Below are 17879 nucleotides of genomic sequence, written 5' to 3' on the forward strand. Positions count from 1 at the left end.
CCGCACCGGGAAAACCGGTGCGGCGCCGGGTATTTCGCTTACTCGGCCTGCTGTTCGGCGAGCTGCTTGCGGACCTCGTCCATATCGAGGGCCTTCACCTGGGTGACCAGGTCCTCCAGCGCGGCCGGGGGCAGCGCGCCGGGCTGCGCGAACACCAGCACGCCCTCGCGGAAAGCCATGATGGTCGGGATGGACCGGATATTGGCGGCGGACGCCAGGCCCTGCTGGGCCTCGGTGTCGACCTTTCCGTGGACGACGTCGGGATGCTTCTCCGAGGAGGCTTCGTAGGTCGGAGCGAAGGACCGGCACGGGCCGCACCACTCCGCCCAGAAGTCGACCAGCACCACATCGTTGCCGGTGACTACCTCGTCGAAGTTCGTTTCGGTCAAGGTCTGGGTGGACATGGGATCCTCTCGTCTGGGTACGCCCGGTGCAACGCCGGGCGGTTCGGTTATCTTCCGCTCCCGCGAGCGACCGGCCATTCGCGGTGCTGGTCGCCATCCCAACGGCGAATACCCACAACCGTAGCGGGGAAATCGTGATCGTTCGCGACCGCGTGCACCGCCTCCCCGATCTGCTGCGGCTTCACTCGGCGCGCCAGGGTGATGTGCGGAGTCCAGGCGTCGGGCCGCACATTCGCCGGGATGCCGGGGCACTGCGCGATCACGCCGAAGACCCGGTGCTGCAACTCCAGCAGCTGTTCGGTCGGCACCACCAGCCGGACCAGGATCGGGCTGCGCGCGCCGAACACCACCAGCCCGCCCAGCCGCACCGGCAGCGGCCGGAAGTCCAAGCGCGCCAGCGCATCCTCGAGCCGCGGCCAGATCTGGCGGGCCACCGCCAGCGTGATGTGCGGGCGATGCCCGGCGGCGGGGCTGTGCACGCCCGCGCTCGCCAGCAGCCGCCACTGGCGGCGAATCTCCGCATCGGCCGCGTCGTCCAACAGCAATTCGACCGACTGCACCATGATCATGGGAACATACGCCGTCGACTCCGGAGACAGGGGCGATTGAGAGGATGGTCGGGTGAGCGCGGCGAACGACGGTGAGCGAGCGGCGATGCGGCTGGGCCTGATCGAGGGCGACGGCATCGGGCCGGAGGTGGTGCGCGCGACCCGCGCGGTCGTGGACGAGGCCGTGGCGGCGGCGGGCCTGACCGCCGTCGACTGGGTGCCGCTGCCGATCGGGCACGCGGCGATCGCCGAATTCGGTGTGCCACTGCCGGATTCCACGCTGGACGCGCTGGCGGGGCTGGACGGCTGGATCCTCGGCCCGCACGACAACGCCTCCTACGCCCCCGAACACCGCGTCGGCGCCCCGCCCGGCGGCGCCATCCGCAAGCGGTTCGACCTGTACGCCAACATCCGTCCGGCGCGGGCGTTTCCCGGCGTGCGCGCCACCACCCCGGGGACGGATCTGGTGATCGTGCGGGAGAACAGCGAGGGCTTCTACGCCGACCGCAATATGGCCGCGGGCTCGGGCGAGTTCCGGCCCACCCCGGACCTGGCGCTGTCGGTCGGCGTGGTCAGCCGCGCCGCCTGCGAGCGGATCGCGCATCAGGCGTGCCGGCTCGCCGCGACCCGGGGCAAGCGGGTCACCATCGTGCACAAGGCGAACGTGCTCCCGCTGACCATGGGCCTGTTCCGTGACGTGTGTTACGAAGTGGCCCGGCGGTATTCGACCGTGACCGTCGACGACGAGCACGTCGACGCCGCCGCGGCGCACCTGGTGCGCGCCCCCGGCGACTACGACGTGCTGGTCACCGAGAACCTGTTCGGCGACATCCTGTCCGATCTGGCGGGGGAGCTGAGCGGGTCGCTCGGGCTGGCCGCCTCGCTCAACTGCTCCGATACCCGGGCCATGGCGCAGGCGGTGCACGGCGCGGCCCCGGCGCTGGCCGGGCGCAACCGCGCCAACCCTGCGGCGCTGCAGCTGTCGGCGGCAATGCTGCTGCGGTGGCTGGGAGCCCGCACGGGGGATTCGGGGCCCGCGCACGCGGCCGACCGGATCGAGCGGGCGGTCGCGGCCACCCTCGAGGCGGGCGTCGCCACCGCCGATCTGGGCGGACTGGCCTCGACCAGTGAGTTCACCGAACAGGTGTGCGCCCGGGTGCGACGATGGTGATAGGGTGCCGAACTCGGCGTGTAAGGGCCCCCGTCGTCCCCGGCGCGGACTAACCTTCGGTAACCGACCGGCACAGTCGGTCCGAATCGCCTAGATTTCGAACGGCGGGCGACGCCCGGTTGTCGCTCACCCAAACATGGAGGGCTGCTGTGTCTGTTCGATCCGGTGCCCGCAGGAAATTCCTGCGGGCCGCATGTACTCTCGCCGGCGGTGCGCTGGTGCTGGCGGGGTGTACCACCAACACCGAGACCAACGCACCGACGGTGTCCAAGGTTCCTGTGGCGAAGGTCGACTCGCTCGCCGCGAAGCTACCGGACAAGATCAAGCAGGCGGGCAAGCTGGTCGTCGGTGTCAACGTCCCGTATCAGCCCAACGAGTACCGGGATCCGAACACCGGCAAGATCGTCGGCTTCGACATCGATCTGATGGACGCGGTGGGTCAGGTACTGGGCGTCAAGACCGATTACCAGCAGGCCGATTTCGAGAAGATCATCCCGGCGATCCAGGCCGGCACCTTCGACCTGGGCATGTCGTCGTTCACCGACAACAAGGAGCGGGAGAAGACCGTCGACTTCGTCGACTACTTCTCCGCGGGTATCCAGTGGGCGCAGTCGAAGGGCAAGCCCGTCGACCCGAACAACGCCTGCGGCAAGAAGGTCGCCGTGCAGCGCACCACCACCGAGGACACCGACGAGGTCCCGGCCAAGAGCAAGGCGTGCAAGGACGCCGGTAAGCCCGAGATCACCAAGGTGGCCTTCGACGAGCAGAGCGCCGCGGCCACCGCGCTGGTGCTCGGCCAGGTCGACGCCATGTCCGCCGACTCCCCGGTGGCCGCGTACGCCATCAAGCAGAACAAGGACAAGATCGAGGCCGCGGGCCCGGTGTTCGAGGCCGAGCCGTACGGCTGGCCGGTGCCGAAGGACTCGCCGCTGGGACCGGTTCTGCAACAGGCGGTCCAGCACCTGATGGACTCCGGTGAGTACCGGAAGATCTGCGAGAACTGGGGTGTCCAGGACGGCGCGATCACCACGTCGGTCATCAACGGAGCCAAAGGCTGACCGCAGGTGAGTTCGCACGACCCTTCCCCGACCTCCGACCCCGTCCCGATCAAGGCGGTGCCGCTGCGGCATCCGGGCCGCTGGGTGGCCGCCGTCATCATCCTCGCGTTGGTCGCGCTGTTCGTCTACGGCGCGGCCACCAATGCGGCCTACCGCTGGGACACCTACGCGAAATATCTGCTCGACACCCGGATCGCCAGCGGCGTCCTGGTCACTCTCGAACTCACCGTGCTGGCCATGATCATCGGCGTGGTGCTGGGCGTGATGCTGGCGGTGATGCGCCTGTCGCCCAACCCGGTGCTGCGCTCGGTGTCGTGGGTGTATCTGTGGATCTTCCGCGGCACCCCGGTCTACGTGCAGCTGGTGTTCTGGGGCCTGTTCCCGTCGCTGTACAAGACGATGGACTTCGGAATCCCGTTCGGCGGACCGCATTTCGTGCACATCGACGTGCAGAGCCTGTCGTCGCCGTTCCTGTTCGCGGTCGTCGGCCTGGCGCTCAACGAGGCCGCCTACATGGCCGAGATCGTCCGTGCCGGAATCAATTCCGTCGGTGAGGGGCAGCGGGAGGCATCGATCGCCCTGGGCATGTCGTGGGGGCAGACGATGCGCCGCACGGTGCTGCCGCAGGCGATGCGGGTGATCATCCCGCCGACCGGCAACGAGCTGATCAGCATGCTGAAGACGACGTCGCTGGCGGCCGCCATTCCGCTGACCATCGACGTCTACGGTGTGGCCCGCGACATCTACGGCGTGAACTTCCAGCCGATTCCGCTGCTGCTGGTCGCCGCGACCTGGTACCTGCTGGTCACCAGCGTGCTCATGGTGGGCCAGTTCTACCTGGAGCGGTACTTCTCCCGCGGGGCGACCCGTAACCTGTCCAGTAAGCAGCTGCGCGCGCTGGCCAACGCACAGATCTCGGAGGTGGGCAAATGACCGCGCCGATGATCCGCGCCGAGCGGGTGTGCAAGAACTTCGGCGCGCTGAACGTGCTCAAGGGCATCTCGCTGGAGGTTTCGCGCGGGGAGGTGATGTGCCTGGTCGGCCCGTCCGGCTCGGGCAAGTCGACCTTCCTGCGCTGCATCAACCATCTCGAGCAGGTCAACGCCGGGCGGTTGTACGTCGACGACGAACTGGTCGGCTATCGCGAGAAGGGCGGCAAGCTCTACGAGCTGAGCCCGAAGGACGCCGCCCGGCAGCGCCGCGACATCGGCATGGTGTTCCAGCATTTCAACCTGTTCCCGCATCGGACCGCGCTGGAGAACATCATCGAGGCGCCCACCCAGGTGAAGAACGTGCGCAAGGGCGACGCGGTCACCCGGGCCAAGGAGCTGCTGGACCGAGTGGGCCTGGCGGACAAGGCCGATGCCTATCCGGCGCAGCTGTCCGGCGGGCAGCAGCAGCGGGTCGCCATCGCGCGGGCGTTGGCCATGGACCCCAAGCTCATGCTGTTCGACGAGCCCACCTCGGCGCTGGACCCGGAGCTGGTCGGCGAGGTGCTCGGCGTCATGCGCGAGCTGGCCGCCTCCGGCATGACCATGGTCGTGGTCACCCACGAGATGGGCTTCGCCCGCGAGGTCGCCGATCAGCTGGTGTTCATTGACGGCGGCGTCGTGGTGGAGTCGGGCGACCCCCGCGAGGTGCTGGCCAATCCGAAACACGAACGCACCCAGGCGTTCCTGTCGCGGATCCTCTGAGAATCGGTTTCCGTCCGGAAACGCGCCCTTGCCGAATCGTCGGCGGGGGCGCGTTTTTCGTGGTTCCGACGGGTCAGGGCACGGGGGAGTCGCCGTGGCCCAGGGCGATTCGGAGCTGACCGAGCAGGACCTTGGCGGCGGGCGATGCCTGGCGGTCCGCGCGCCACACCAGGGCCAGTCGGCCGCGGAGTTCGGGCTCCTCGACGGCGACCACGCGCACCCCGGCGGCCGCGGCCTGATCCGGCGACAGCTCGGGGACGACCGCGACGCCGAGACCGGCGGCCGCGAGCCGGACGAGCAGCGCGGGGGCGGCCGCCTCGAAGTCGATGCGCGGTGCGAAACCGGCGGCGGCGCAGGCGCGTTCGAACATGCCGCGGATGCCGGTGCCGCGGGGCAGGCACAGCAGCGGGCGGTCGCGCAGCTCGGACAGCGTTGTGCGGTCGCCGAATTCGCGGTTGGCGGTGGCGACGACGGCATCGACGCGGACATCGAGCACCACATCGATGCCGAGGCCGGGGTCGAGCTCCGCACCGGTGAGCCCGATCAGGGCGATATCGAGCTCGCCGCGGGACAGGGCGGCGAGCATCCGGTCGGTGGTGTCCTCGGTGAGGCTGATGCCGACCTGGGGGTGGTCGTGGTGGAAGGCCGCCAGCACCCCGGCCACATCGAATTCCTCGGTGGCCGCGCCGGAGATGAGCCCGATGCGCACGTGGCCGCGCAGCAGCCCGGTGAACTCGTCGACCGTGTGCGAAATCCGTTGCGCCGCCGCCAGGGCCGCGCGGGCATGCGGCAGCACCGCGGCCCCGGCGGCGGTGGGGGTGACCGAGCGGCCGGACCGATCCAGCAGCGGCTGCCCCAATTCCCGTTCCAGCTGCCGGATCTGGGCGCTCAGACCGGGCTGTGCCAGGTGCAGCCGGGCCGCGGCGCGGGTGAAGCTGGCCTCCTCGACCACGGTGACGAGGTAGCGCAGCTGCCGAAGTTCCATAACTAATAATTCTAGCGACGAGAAGATCTATCTGTTTTACTTCTCGCTCAAGGCCGAGCAGAGTTCATGTCATGACGAACACGACGCCCCACATCGACCTCACCGCCCCGCAGTTCCGGCCGGGCGAGGCCGGATACGACGAGGAGATCGCGGGCTTCCAGACCGCCTACACCCATCGGCCCGCCCTCGTGATCGGTGCACGGCACGCCGAGGACGTGCGCAGCGCCGTGGAATACGCTGCGCGGCACGGACTCCCGGTGGCGGTGCAGGCGACCGGCCACGGCCTGTCCCGGGCCGCGGACGGCGGTGTGCTGATCGGCACCCGCCGCATGACCGAGGTGTCGATCGACCCCGAGGCCCGCACCGCGCGCGTCTCGGCGGGCGTGCGGGCAGGCGCGCTGATCGAGGCGGCGGTGGCGCACGGGCTGGCGCCGCTCAACGGCTCGTCGGCATCGGTCGGCGTGATCGGCTACCACCTCGGCGGCGGCCTGGGCATCCTGGCCCGCACCTTCGGCTACGCCGCCGACCACGTCCGCGCCGTCGAGGTGGTCACCGCCGACGGCCGCCTGCGCCGCGTGCTGCCGGGCGACGAACTGTTCGGCGCGGTCCTGGGCACCGGCGGCAACTTCGGCGTGGTGACCGCCCTGGAGATCGCCCTGTTCCCGATCACCACGGTCTACGGCGGCCAACTCGTCTTCGACACCCCGCTGGTGCCCGCGGCGCTGGAGGCATGGCGGCAATGGACCGCCCGGGTACCGGACGAAATGACCTCGGCCATCACGACCATGACCATGCCCGATATCCCCGCGATCCCGGAACCGTTGCGCGGCCGCTACATAGCGACCGTCAATATCGCCTACACCGGCGCGGAGGCAGACGGCGAACGACTGGTGGAAGAGCTCCGCGCAATCGGCCCCCGCCTCCGCGACGACCTCCGCACCATGCCCTACACCGAAACCGAAACCATATACGGCGATCCCGACTTCCCGCACGCCTACACCGCGACCAACACCCTGCTGTCCGCCCTCCCCGCCGAGGCCACCACCGCCTTCCTCGATGTCACCGGCCCACAGTCGCCGACCCCGGTGGTAGCCGGATTCCGCCACCTGGGCGGCGCCCTCCGTCGCCCCGGCCCGGCGGGCATCGCGGTCGACCACCGCTCCGCCGCCTACATCGCCTGCTTCATCACCGCCCCCGAATCCGACGGCACCACAATCCGCGACCACCACACCCTCATAGCCAAGACCTTGTCCCCCTGGACGATCGGCCACAGCCCGAACTTCCTCTACGGCGCGGGCGATCTCGCCGACGAACACCAGACTCGCGCGGGGTACGAGCGGGAGACGTATGAGCGCCTGGCGGCCTTGAAGACCACGTACGACCCGGCCAACTTGTTCCGGTTCAACCGAAACATCGCCCCGCAGTAAGGAGATCCCCGCCCCGGCTTCGCCGGGGCGGGGAACGTTGGGGTGGCTTCGTCGGCGCGGAGAGCGTTGGGGCGGCTTCGCGGGCGGAAACGTTGTGGTGGCGGCGCTGGACTCTCGCCTCCTCGCGTACTATCTTCGTGATATCACTTCGATAGTGGGAGGATGTCATGGAGCTTCGTCAGGCGTTTCGGGCCAATGGGTTTCTGATGCTGGTGGTCCTGTTGGTGCTGGCGGTCGGCGGCTTCGTCGTCGGTGGCGTGTCGGCATCGCATGCCGCGGTGCTCGCCGTCGTCGGCTATGTGGTGGGGATCGTGGCGGTGGTGCTGCTGACCGGGCTCACCACGATCGGTCCCAACGAGGCCAGGGTGCTGCAGTTCTTCGGGCGCTACATCGGCTCGGTGAGCGAGGCCGGTTTCTACTGGGCGGCCCCGCTGACCAACAAGCGCCGAATCTCGTTGCGGGTACGCAACTTCGAGACCCAGAAGCTGAAGGTCAACGATTTCGACGGCAACCCGGTCGAGATCGCGGCCGTCGTCGTCTACCGGGTGGTCGACAGCTTCAAGGCCGCCTTCGCCGTCGACGACTACGAGGACTTCGTGCAGACCCAGTCCGAGGCCGCCGTCCGGCACCTGGCCACCACGCACCCGTACGACTCCGACGACGCGACCCGCACCAGCCTGCGCAACGGCACCGAGGTCGCCGAGGAGATGACCGCCGAACTGCGCGAACGCACCGCGCTGGCCGGCATCGAGATCCTCGAGGCCCGCATCACCCACCTCGCCTACGCGCCCGAGATCGCCCAGGCCATGCTGGTCCGCCAGCAGGCGGCCCAGGTGGTCGCGGCCCGCAGCCGCATCGTCGACGGCGCGGTCGGGATGGTCGGCATGGCACTGGAGCGGCTCACCCGCGAGGGCATGGTCGACCTCGACGAGGAGCGCAGGGCGGTCATGGTGTCGAACCTGCTGGTGGTGCTGTGCGGTGACCGCTCCGCCACCCCCGTGGTCAACGCCGGGTCGCTGTACGCCTGATGGCCAAGCGCGAGCCGAAGCGCGTGCTACTGCGGCTGGATCCGGCCGTCCACGAGGCCATCGCCACGTGGGCGGCCGACGATCTCCGCAGCGTCAACGCGCAGATCGAATTTGCCCTTCGGATGGCACTCGAGCACGCCGGGCGTTCCCCCAAGCGCCGGGGATAGAAACAAACCCATCACCCGTTTGGTCCGGAATTTATTACCGATCCGTCACGTATTGGGCACAAAATGCCCAAGGACGTGCGAAAATGTCACGAATCGGTAGCGTGGTCGCGTGCCAATCGCGTTCGAAACCGGGGGATTACAGCAGCTCGATCCGAACAGGTGGGGGGATCCGGTCACCGGTGACGTCGTCACCCTGACCTATATCGATGCGGTGCCCGACCTGCCGGCGCCGCTCAGCGACGCCGACACCCTGCGGCGGCGGCTCACCGAACTGCAGGCCGAATTCGGGTGCCTCGTCGAGGCGCACGTCATCACCGTGGACTCCCAGCCCGCCGTGCTGCGGGTGGAGAAGTTCCCGCTGCCGGACCGCTCGTCCGGGCTGGGTTTCACGGCCGGCATCGTGATCCCGAAGGCCACCTGCAGCGCCATCGTCAAGATCATGTGTGCCGAGACCGGCCGCTCGGGCGTGCGGGAGGCGGCGGTCGTGCCGAAGGTCGGCTTCCCCAACATGTTCCCGCCCCACCCCTACGCCGCTGACGTGAAGGGCCGCCTGCCCTACAACGTCGCCGACGAACTGCGCTGGGATCCGATGTTCCCGGAGCATCCGCTGAGCCGGGCCCGCCGCTGGATCATCCACGTCAGCCGCACCGCGCGCATCGACCCGCGGTTCGCGGCGCTGCCGCCGTTCACGGGGCCCGCGACGGCGGGGGCGACGGCCGGGCCGACCAAGAACGACGCCAAGGACGACAAGGGTGCGGAAAAGATTCCGGCGGAGACCATGCCGATTCGACGGGCGTGACGCTCCGGTTCAGCGAGCCGCCTTCTCCGTCACGAAAATGGCCGTCCCGGGGAAGATCTCACCGCGCAGCGGACTCCACTGGCCCCATTCGCGGTCCAGCCACTCCGGCCAGTCCGGCTCGATGAGATCGACCAGGGTCAGCCCGGCGGCGACGATCTCGCGGACCCGATCGCCGAGGGTGCGGTGGTGTTCGACGTAGGTGGGGTCACCGTCGGCGTCGACCTCCACGTAGGGCGTGCGATCGAAGTAGGACATGGTGGCGCGCAGGCCCTCCCGGCCCGGATCGTCGGGGAAGATCCAGCGCATCGGGTGATTCACCGAGAACACCCAGCGCCCGCCGGGCCGCAGCACCCGCGCCACCTCGCGCATCACCCGCGCCGAATCGGCCACGAACGGCACCGCGCCGAATGCCGAGCACGCCAGGTCGAAGCTCTCGTCCGGGAACGGCAGCGCCTCGGCCCCGGCCTGCACCAGCGGCACCCGCGGCCCGCCGCGCGCCATCGCCGCCAGCCCGCGCTCGAGCATCCCGCGCGACAGATCCAGGCCGACCGGATGCGCGCCCTGCCCGGCCAGCCAGCGCGAGCACGGCGCCGACCCGCAGCCGATCTCCAGCACCCGCTTGCCCGCGACGTCGCCGAGCAGTCGCCAGTCGGCCTCGTGCAACCCCTCCGGACACCAGACGAACTCGCCGCCCGGCGAGTCGACGCCGAGGAAGTCGGCATGGGTGTCGTGGTACTGCGCGGCGTCGGCATCCCACCACCGGCGACTGGCCCGTTGGCTGGCCTCGGTATTGATCTTGCTGCGGGCAACCCCTACGGTGCCGAGCAGGGCATTCGCTTGGGAGTGACGATCTTCGACGGGCGGAACGAGGTGATCTTGCGGCATGATGGAAGAGTATCGACTCGGCAGGGGAGCCCTTGTTTGCTTGCCGCAACTCACGTCGCGTACGCTAATCCCGCGAGTGTCTTCAGTACTTGCGTATTGCAGACGCGCGCGTGCTGTGAGTCCAGTGCAATCGAGTACAGCGTTGTGCTTCCCGCGCGCGCGGGGATGAGCCCCATCGCTGTGCGTTCACGGCAAACCCGAAAGTCCACATGTCCACTACCGACCACAATCCGTCCGGAGCAACCCAACATATGCCCACCACCGTCACCTCGCCGCAGGTAGCCGTCAACGATATCGGCTCCGCCGAGGACTTCCTCGCCGCTATCGACAAGACGATCAAGTACTTCAACGACGGCGATATCGTCGAAGGCACCATCGTCAAGGTCGACCGCGACGAGGTTCTGCTCGACATCGGTTACAAGACCGAAGGCGTCATTCCTTCCCGCGAACTGTCCATCAAGCACGATGTCGACCCGGCCGAGGTCGTTTCCGTGGGCGATGAGGTCGAGGCCCTCGTTCTCACCAAGGAGGACAAGGAAGGCCGCCTGATCCTCTCGAAGAAGCGGGCGCAGTACGAGCGTGCGTGGGGCACCATCGAGGAGCTCAAGGAGAAGGACGAGGCCGTCAAGGGCACCGTCATCGAGGTCGTCAAGGGTGGCCTGATCCTCGACATCGGCCTGCGCGGCTTCCTCCCCGCGTCGCTGGTCGAGATGCGCCGGGTCCGCGATCTGCAGCCGTACGTCGGCAAGGAGATCGAGGCCAAGATCATCGAGCTGGACAAGAACCGCAACAACGTGGTGCTGTCCCGCCGCGCCTGGCTCGAGCAGACCCAGTCCGAGGTCCGCAGCGAGTTCCTGCACCAGCTGCAGAAGGGCCAGGTCCGCAAGGGCGTCGTGTCCTCGATCGTCAACTTCGGCGCGTTCGTCGATCTCGGCGGCGTCGACGGCCTGGTGCACGTCTCCGAGCTGTCCTGGAAGCACATCGACCACCCGTCCGAGGTCGTCGAGGTCGGCATGGAGGTCACCGTCGAGGTGCTCGACGTCGACCTGGACCGCGAGCGGGTCTCGCTGTCGCTCAAGGCGACCCAGGAAGATCCGTGGCGTCAGTTCGCCCGCACCCACGCCATCGGCCAGATCGTGCCGGGCAAGGTCACCAAGCTGGTGCCGTTCGGCGCGTTCGTCCGCGTCGAGGAGGGCATCGAGGGCCTGGTGCACATCTCCGAGCTGGCCGAGCGCCACGTCGAGGTGCCGGACCAGGTCGTGGCCGTGGGCGACGACGCGATGGTCAAGGTCATCGACATCGACCTCGAGCGTCGCCGGATCTCGCTGTCGCTGAAGCAGGCCAACGAGGACTACCACGCCGAGTTCGACCCGTCGAAGTACGGCATGGCCGACAGCTACGACGACCAGGGCAACTACATCTTCCCCGAGGGCTTCGATCCCGAGACCAACGAATGGCTCGAGGGCTTCGACAAGCAGCGCGAAGAGTGGGAAGGCCGCTACGCCGAGGCGGAGCGTCGCCACAAGATGCACACCGCCCAGATGGAGAAGATGGCCGCCGACGCCGCCGCCGAGGCCGCCAACGGCGCCCCGTCGAACTACTCCTCCGAGTCCGGTGCGCAGTCGTCGACTTCCCAGTCGGAGCCCGCCGGCGGTTCCCTCGCCAGCGACGCCCAACTCGCCGCCCTGCGCGAGAAGCTCTCCGGCAACGCATAATTCGCCCCAAGGCAGAAGGCCCCGGTCCCCGGACCGGGGCCTTCCCCTTTGCTCGGTCACCGGCTTTTGTTTGCCCAGCATCACCGGTCTTTGTCTGCCCAGCGTCACCAGCCTTTGTCTGCCCAGCGTCATCGGCCTTTTCGTCTGCCCAGCGTCATCGGCCTTTCGTCTTCCCAGCTCCACGGCCCCCTGGGGCCGTGGAGCTGGGATCTTCACACCCCCGCCTTCTACAGTTCCCGAGACATTCACCCGCACAATCTGCCCGACGCGCGGCCCGCCGATGGTTCCTAGGTCGACTGTCCGGTAGCCTCTGTCGCGGACTTGAAACTGTGCTATTCCACAATCCTTGGAAGGTTCGAGCGTCAGCATGGGTCTTTTCGACGGCATCAACCGGCGGGATTTTCTGGCGAAGGCGATGGCGGCCGGTGGTGTCGCCGCGCTGTCGTCCTGGGCGAATCCCATTATCGAGCGGGCGCACGCGGCCGACCCGGCCGGAATGGGCGGGCTGGGCGACATCGAGCACTTCGTGCTACTGATGCAGGAGAACCGCTCCTTCGACCACTACTTCGGAACCCTTTCCGGCGTCCGGGGATTCGGTGATCCGTCGGCGGCCTGGCAGCAGTACGGCTACACGCCCGGCGTCGGCCCCACCCCGGACGGGTACATCGTCCCGTTCCGGCTCGACACCACCCGCGGCGCGAGCCTGGACGGTGAGTGCATCAACGACCCCGACCACAGCTGGGCGGGCATGCACGAAGCGTGGAACGGCGGGAAGAACGACCGCTGGATGCCGATGTCCATCGCCAGCGTCGGCCCCGGCAACGGCCCCGCGGCCATGGGGTACTACACCCGCGACGACATTCCGGTCCACCACGACCTCGCCGACGCGTTCACCCTCTGCGACCACTACCACTGCTCGGTGCTCGGCCCCACCGATCCCAATCGGCTGTACTGGATCTCGGCCACCATCGATCCGGACGGGCGCGCCGGTGGGCCGCTGGTGAAGACGCCGTACCTGATTCCGCAGAACGCGTACAGCTGGCGCACGTACCCGGAGAACCTGTCCGACGCCGGAGTGAGCTGGAAAATCTACAACAACCGCGATATCGGCCCGATCTCGTCGGTGATCCTGGACGGCATGCTGGGCTGTTTCAAGCAGGCCGCCGACCCGAATTCCGAACTGGCGCAACGGGGTAAGGCCCCGGTGTACCCGAACGACTTCGCCGCCGACGTGGCCGCCGATCGGCTGCCGTCGGTGTCGTGGGTGATTCCGCCGCTGTTCAACTGCGAGCATCCGGCGCTGCCACCGGCACTGGGCGCGGTGGGCATCATGCAGGTGCTCGACATCCTGACCTCGAATCCGAAGGTGTGGGAGAAGACCGCGCTGATCGTCAGCTACGACGAGAACGGCGGCTTCTTCGATCACGTCACGCCGCCGACCGCGCCGCCGGGCACATCGGGGGAGTACCTGAGCGTGGACCTGAAGAACGTGGAGGACGCAGGCGGCATCGCCGGGCCGATCGGCCTGGGATACCGCGTCCCGTGCCTGGTGCTCTCGCCCTATTCGCGCGGCGGCCTGGTCGCCTCGGAGACCTTCGACCACACCTCGCAATTGCGTTTGCTGGAGCGCCGTTTCGGTGTCGAGGTACCGAATCTGACGCCCTGGCGACGCGGCGTCACCGGCGATATGACCTCCGCCTTCGATTTCGCCTCCACCCCCGACGCGATACCACCCCGCATCACCGACCCGAATTCCCGCACCGCCGCCGCCCTGGCACAATGCGGCCCGAATATCGCCGCCGGCACAGCAGGCCACGGCACCCCCTACCCGGTCCCCCCGAACACCATGCCCACCCAAACCCCAGGCACCCGCCGCCACCCGAGCGGCATCATCTGATCCCGGCCAAAAGCGTGCCGGGATGACGGGACTTGAAAGCACGCCGGGATGACGGGACTAGAGCACGCCGGGATGACGGGACTTGAGAGCATGCCGGGATGACGGGACTAGAGCACGCCGGGATGACGGGACTTGAGAGCACGCAGGAATGACGGGACTTGAAAGCATGCCGAGATGACGGGACTTGAAAGCACGCCGGGATGACGGGGATTTCCAGCGGGCCGGGATGATGGGTCTGGCATCGCCGTGGTAGCAAAGGGCGCATCCGTCAGGATGACGGAACCTCCACCCGCCGGGATGACGAGGGCTGCACCGTGATTCCTGTACCAGGGCTGCAACGTCATCCAGGTGCGCGGGGCCACACCGTCATCCGGGCGTGCGGGCCACACCAGCATCCCAGGGGTACGTCAAACCAGCATCCAAGCGTGCGGGCCGCACGTCATCCCGGCGTGCCTCGATCTCATGTTCCCGGCGTACCTCAACCTCTGTTCCCGGCGTGCTTCAACCTCTGTTCTCGGCGTGTCTCAACCTCTGTTCCCGGGCGTACCTCAACCTCTGTTCCCGGCGTGTTTTTGGCCGGGATCAGCTGGCCGGAGCAGGGACCCAGTATGGCGTGGCTGCCGCGGTGCGCTTGCGGATGGCTGTGAAGCTGTGGCGGGCGGGGCTGAGGAGGGTGGCGAGCCAGGGGCGCCGGTATTCCGCGAGTGCCGCCGCCACGGCGGGGATGTGAAGGCAGTGCACCGTGCCTGCCGTGCCCAGTCGGTGGCGACCCGTCTGGATGTTTCTGGTGCCCAATGGTGTTCCTTTGCTTGCTTGGTACTGCCTGGATCGCCTGCGGCGAACAGTAGCGGAACAAAAGTGTGGGGTTATGTATTTTGCGGGACTTCGATCCCGGCGTGTCGAGAAGTTGCGGACCTCGAGTCCGAATCGCTCGGAATACGTTGCGAATTGATATCACCGTCGTCACGGAATGAGTAATTTGCCGAACCGGGCGTGACAGTTGTTGCCCGCCTGGGTATTCAGCCCGATTGCCGGTTTGTCGCCGCGCCCCGACCCCGGCGGGCGGCCACGCGGGATGCGAGACTGAACGGATGTTGCGAATCGGTCTCACCGGAGGCATGGGAGCGGGTAAGTCCACCGTGGCGCGGATGCTGGTCGAGCGGGGCGCGGTGCTCGTCGACAGCGACGCGATCGCGCGCGAGGTGGTGGCGCCCGGCACCGAGGGGCTGGCGGCCCTGGCCGCGGCGTTCGGTCCCGAGATCCTGGCCGCGGACGGCAGCCTGGATCGCCCGGCCCTGGCGGCCCGGGCGTTCGCCGACGACGAGGCCCGCGCGACCCTCAACGGCATCACCCATCCGCTGGTGGGCCGGCGCACCGCCGAGATCATCGCCGCCGCCCCCGCGGATGCGATTGTGGTGCAGGACATTCCGCTGCTCGTCGAGAACGGGCTGGGATCGCTGATGAATCTGGTGGTCGTGGTGCTGGCCGAGACCGAGACCCGCATCCGGCGGCTCACCGAGTTCCGTGGCATCGACCGCGACGACGCGCTCGCCCGCATCCGCGCCCAGGCCACCGACGAGCAGCGCCGGGCCGCCGCGGACGTCCTGCTCGACAACAACGGCGACGCCGCCGCGCTGGAGCCGCAGGTGCGTCGGCTGTGGGAGGAGCGGCTGGTGCCGTTCGAACACAATCTGCGCGCGCGTACCCGGGGCCCGGAGCGCCCGCGCCCGACATCGCCGGATCCGGAATGGGGACCGGTGGCGCAGCGGCTGATCGGACGCCTGGCCGTGGTGTGCGGCGCGGGCGCCCGGCGCATCGACCACATCGGGCCGACGGCGGTGCCCGGTCTCCCGGCCCGGGACGTCATCGACATCCAGATCACCGTGGCGGCCCTGGATGCCGCGGACGCGCTGCGGGAGCCGTTGGAGCAGGCCGGTTTTCCGCGGATCGAGGAATTCGCCCCGGACGACCCCGCGCCGGGCGCCGATCCCGGGCGGTGGGGCAAGCGGGTACACGGCACCGCCGATCCGGGGCGGGCGGCCACCGTTCACCTACGCGTCGACGGCTGGCCCAACCAGCGCTTCGCGCTCGCGTTCCGGGACTGGCTGCGCGCCGACCCGGGCGCGCGGGAGGAGTATCTGGCGGTCGAGAAGAAGGCCGAGGCGGCGACCGCCGGGCTGACGGGTGAGGCCGCGACCCAGGCGTATCTGGGGGTGCGCAACCCGTGGCTCGCCGAGGTGTATCCGCGCGTGCTCACCGCGCGGGGCTGACCGCTACAGCCAGCTCAGCTTGATATTGCGGGCCTGCAGCCAGTCCTCGAAATCGTAACCGTGACTTGCGATTCCGTCGATCGTCGCGGTCGCGATCTCGATGGCCTGCTGGGCGTCGCGCAGCCCGAGGTAGCCCGCGTTGTGGGCGGCGAGCAGCTCGTCGACATCGAGCAGCTCGGCCTCGCGGCCGGTGCGGACCACGATGTCGAGATAGTGGTCCACCGATTTCCAGCGCCCCGGCTCGACCTCCCCGAACTCGCCCACGTCGAGGTAGTAGTTCTGGTCGCGCCGGGCGGTCGGATGGAAGTGGAACACCGTCGCGCGCAGCCCCAGCGTCGGCAGCAGCCAGGACTCGATGTAGTGGAATTCGCGATGGTCGGCGGTGCGCGCCATGTAGAGACCCCAGGGCTCGACGTGGTAGCGCTCGACGGACCGCACGAACCCCTTGGGGTCGATATTGGTGAGATCGGCGAGATTGAAGTACTCGACCTTGGGTCGGTGCAGATCCACCATGTGCGCCTGGGTCATGCATTCAGAATGTACCGTGTAGCCCCTGCGCGCAGCATGTCGAAGCTGTCGAAATGCTGTGGACCCGGCCCGGCCCGGTCGGTCGCCTACAGCCAGGTCAGCGTGATCCCGCGGGCGCCGAGCCAGCGTTCGAAATTGTGCTCGTGCGAGGCGATGCCGTCGACGACCGCGGTGGCCCGCGCGAACGCGTTCTGCGCGGTGGAGGCATCGACATGCCCGGCAGCGTGGGCGGCGAACAGGTCGTCGACCCCGCGCAGTTCGGGCACGCACCCGTTGCGGGCGACGACGTCGATGTAGTGGAAGACGGCCCGCCAGCGCTTCGGTTCGATGCGGTCGAACTCGCCGATGTCGATGTGATAGACGGGATCGCGGTCGTGCGCGGCGTTGATGTGATGCATGCTCACCCGGATGGACAGCTGCGGCAGCAGCCACGCCTCGGTGTACCGGAACGGCGGCGTGTCGGCCGCGCGCATCAGGTACAGACCCCACGGTTCGCTGTGGTAGCGCTCCACCGAGTGCACGAATCCGCGGCAGTCGGTCTTGGTCAGATCGGCCAGATCGAAGTATTCGACGCGAGGTCGGTGCGAGGATGTGGGCGGAGTGGCCGCTGCGGCGGTGGAGTGCAGACCGGGTACGTGAATTTTTTTCAACTGCATGGAGGCAACTCCGTTGCTTGCGGTAGTGCGCTGGTTCCAGCTGGCGCGACTCGCGACTCCGGGTACCGCGGCCCCGGCGAGGCGGGATGTGAGGAAACCGGCCATGACACTGCCCTCTCGACTCTCGGACCGTGTCAGAGTACACCCCAGCTACCTGGGCGGGTCGATTGTGAACGTAAAGGAATCGGCCCGTCACGGATTCGCGACAATCGCCGAGCTCCCTTGCGCCACCGGACATTTCGGACACGAGGTGGGTCCGACCAGGGTGTTGTCGGCCGCGTTGCCGGGGCGGTGCTCGATGCTGTCGGCAACCGGTCGGATGATTTGCTATGGACAGCTGTCCAGTTCGATCGTGGGACGTGGCCACGACGATCGTGCGAATCGAATTGTGCTGGGGAAGAGGTTATGTCGTCGCAATGATGGACATCCGCCTGGAGATCCATTGCATGACACCATGTTTCGAATTTCCTGGTGAAATATGTTTCCGCAGAGTAGATTTCATAGATCGCCCGCTCGTCCGCCCGGGTAATCGAAGCGGCCCGAAGGATTCCGCAACCGCGCCCGCGGAATGTGCTGCACGACAGCGGACGCCGACGACCACTCCCGCGCGGTGCGGAACGACGCCGACGAGCGGCGACGATGGTTTC

17 protein-coding genes are annotated in these 17879 nt (G+C 68.2%); 11 read left to right on the forward strand and 6 right to left on the reverse strand.

Annotated elements, in window-relative coordinates; genetic code table 11:
• Window positions 1–38: 38 nt before the first annotated feature.
• Both trxA and HPY32_RS09050 read right to left on the reverse strand, forming a co-directional pair.
• Complete coding sequence (gene trxA, locus HPY32_RS09045; protein ID WP_067591376.1) at window positions 39–404, reverse strand: thioredoxin; 366 nt, start codon at window positions 402–404, stop codon at window positions 39–41.
• Between the two features lie 47 nt (window positions 405–451).
• Window positions 452–967, reverse strand: a complete 516-nt coding sequence (locus HPY32_RS09050; protein WP_067596075.1) for a 2'-5' RNA ligase family protein — start codon at window positions 965–967, stop codon at window positions 452–454.
• A 91-nt stretch (window positions 968–1058) separates the two neighbouring features.
• Between HPY32_RS09050 and HPY32_RS09055 the strand changes: the two genes are divergently transcribed.
• From HPY32_RS09055 to HPY32_RS09070, 4 genes are all read left to right on the forward strand, one after another.
• Entirely contained in the window at window positions 1059–2123 is a 1065-nt protein-coding gene (locus HPY32_RS09055; protein ID WP_067596074.1) for an isocitrate/isopropylmalate dehydrogenase family protein, read from the forward strand.
• A gap of 149 nt (window positions 2124–2272) precedes the next feature.
• Window positions 2273–3181, forward strand: coding sequence for an ABC transporter substrate-binding protein (locus tag HPY32_RS09060; RefSeq protein WP_067591373.1), 909 nt, complete (start codon window positions 2273–2275; stop codon window positions 3179–3181).
• A 6-nt stretch (window positions 3182–3187) separates the two neighbouring features.
• Window positions 3188–4114: an amino acid ABC transporter permease gene (locus tag HPY32_RS09065; RefSeq protein ID WP_067591370.1), complete on the forward strand. Its 927-nt coding sequence runs from the start codon at window positions 3188–3190 to the stop codon at window positions 4112–4114.
• Window positions 4115–4122: 8 nt separating this feature from the next.
• Entirely contained in the window at window positions 4123–4875 is a 753-nt protein-coding gene (locus HPY32_RS09070; RefSeq protein ID WP_067596073.1) for an amino acid ABC transporter ATP-binding protein, read from the forward strand.
• A 73-nt stretch (window positions 4876–4948) separates the two neighbouring features.
• On the opposite strand, the gene HPY32_RS09075 is transcribed toward HPY32_RS09070, so the two are convergent.
• Window positions 4949–5860 carry a LysR family transcriptional regulator gene (locus tag HPY32_RS09075; protein WP_067591367.1) on the reverse strand — a complete coding sequence of 304 codons (912 nt, stop codon included), beginning with the start codon at window positions 5858–5860 and terminating at the stop codon, window positions 4949–4951.
• Between the two features lie 71 nt (window positions 5861–5931).
• On the opposite strand from HPY32_RS09075, the gene HPY32_RS09080 reads away from it, so the two are divergent.
• The 4 genes from HPY32_RS09080 to HPY32_RS09095 all read left to right on the forward strand — a co-directional run bounded on the left by HPY32_RS09080 (window position 5932) and on the right by HPY32_RS09095 (window position 9281).
• Entirely contained in the window at window positions 5932–7287 is a 1356-nt protein-coding gene (locus HPY32_RS09080; protein ID WP_067591364.1) for an FAD-binding oxidoreductase, read from the forward strand.
• Window positions 7288–7454: 167 nt separating this feature from the next.
• Window positions 7455–8315 (forward strand): SPFH domain-containing protein, encoded by an 861-nt coding sequence (locus HPY32_RS09085; protein ID WP_067591361.1) that lies wholly within the window; start codon window positions 7455–7457, stop codon window positions 8313–8315.
• Entirely contained in the window at window positions 8315–8482 is a 168-nt protein-coding gene (locus tag HPY32_RS09090; RefSeq protein WP_167486528.1) for a type II toxin-antitoxin system antitoxin, read from the forward strand. The genes HPY32_RS09085 and HPY32_RS09090 overlap by 1 nt, the downstream gene beginning before the upstream one ends.
• Before the next feature lie 109 nt (window positions 8483–8591).
• Window positions 8592–9281, forward strand: a complete 690-nt coding sequence (locus HPY32_RS09095; protein ID WP_067591358.1) for a hypothetical protein — start codon at window positions 8592–8594, stop codon at window positions 9279–9281.
• Between the two features lie 9 nt (window positions 9282–9290).
• Here HPY32_RS09095 and HPY32_RS09100 read toward each other — a convergent pair whose 3' ends face one another.
• Window positions 9291–10166, reverse strand: coding sequence for a class I SAM-dependent methyltransferase (locus tag HPY32_RS09100; RefSeq protein WP_067591355.1), 876 nt, complete (start codon window positions 10164–10166; stop codon window positions 9291–9293).
• A 251-nt stretch (window positions 10167–10417) separates the two neighbouring features.
• Between HPY32_RS09100 and rpsA the strand changes: the two genes are divergently transcribed.
• The 3 genes from rpsA (at window position 10418) to coaE (ending at window position 16048) form a co-directional block, all read left to right on the forward strand.
• Entirely contained in the window at window positions 10418–11881 is a 1464-nt protein-coding gene (rpsA, locus tag HPY32_RS09105; RefSeq protein WP_067591352.1) for a 30S ribosomal protein S1, read from the forward strand.
• A 367-nt stretch (window positions 11882–12248) separates the two neighbouring features.
• Complete coding sequence (locus HPY32_RS09110; protein WP_067591349.1) at window positions 12249–13778, forward strand: alkaline phosphatase family protein; 1530 nt, start codon at window positions 12249–12251, stop codon at window positions 13776–13778.
• A gap of 1091 nt (window positions 13779–14869) precedes the next feature.
• The gene (gene coaE / locus HPY32_RS09115; RefSeq protein ID WP_067591346.1) at window positions 14870–16048 is read left to right on the forward strand and encodes a dephospho-CoA kinase; all 1179 of its coding nucleotides are present in this window, start codon (window positions 14870–14872) and stop codon (window positions 16046–16048) included.
• A gap of 3 nt (window positions 16049–16051) precedes the next feature.
• On the opposite strand, the gene HPY32_RS09120 is transcribed toward coaE, so the two are convergent.
• Entirely contained in the window at window positions 16052–16576 is a 525-nt protein-coding gene (locus HPY32_RS09120) for a ribonuclease FAU-1 family protein (RefSeq protein ID WP_067591343.1), read from the reverse strand.
• Window positions 16577–16662: 86 nt separating this feature from the next.
• Window positions 16663–17232 (reverse strand): DUF402 domain-containing protein, encoded by a 570-nt coding sequence (locus HPY32_RS09125; RefSeq protein WP_231951761.1) that lies wholly within the window; start codon window positions 17230–17232, stop codon window positions 16663–16665.
• Window positions 17233–17879: the final 647 nt, after the last annotated feature.

The sequence above is a fragment of the Nocardia terpenica genome, from assembly GCF_013186535.1.
GTDB classification, from domain to species: Bacteria; Actinomycetota; Actinomycetes; order Mycobacteriales; family Mycobacteriaceae; genus Nocardia; species Nocardia terpenica.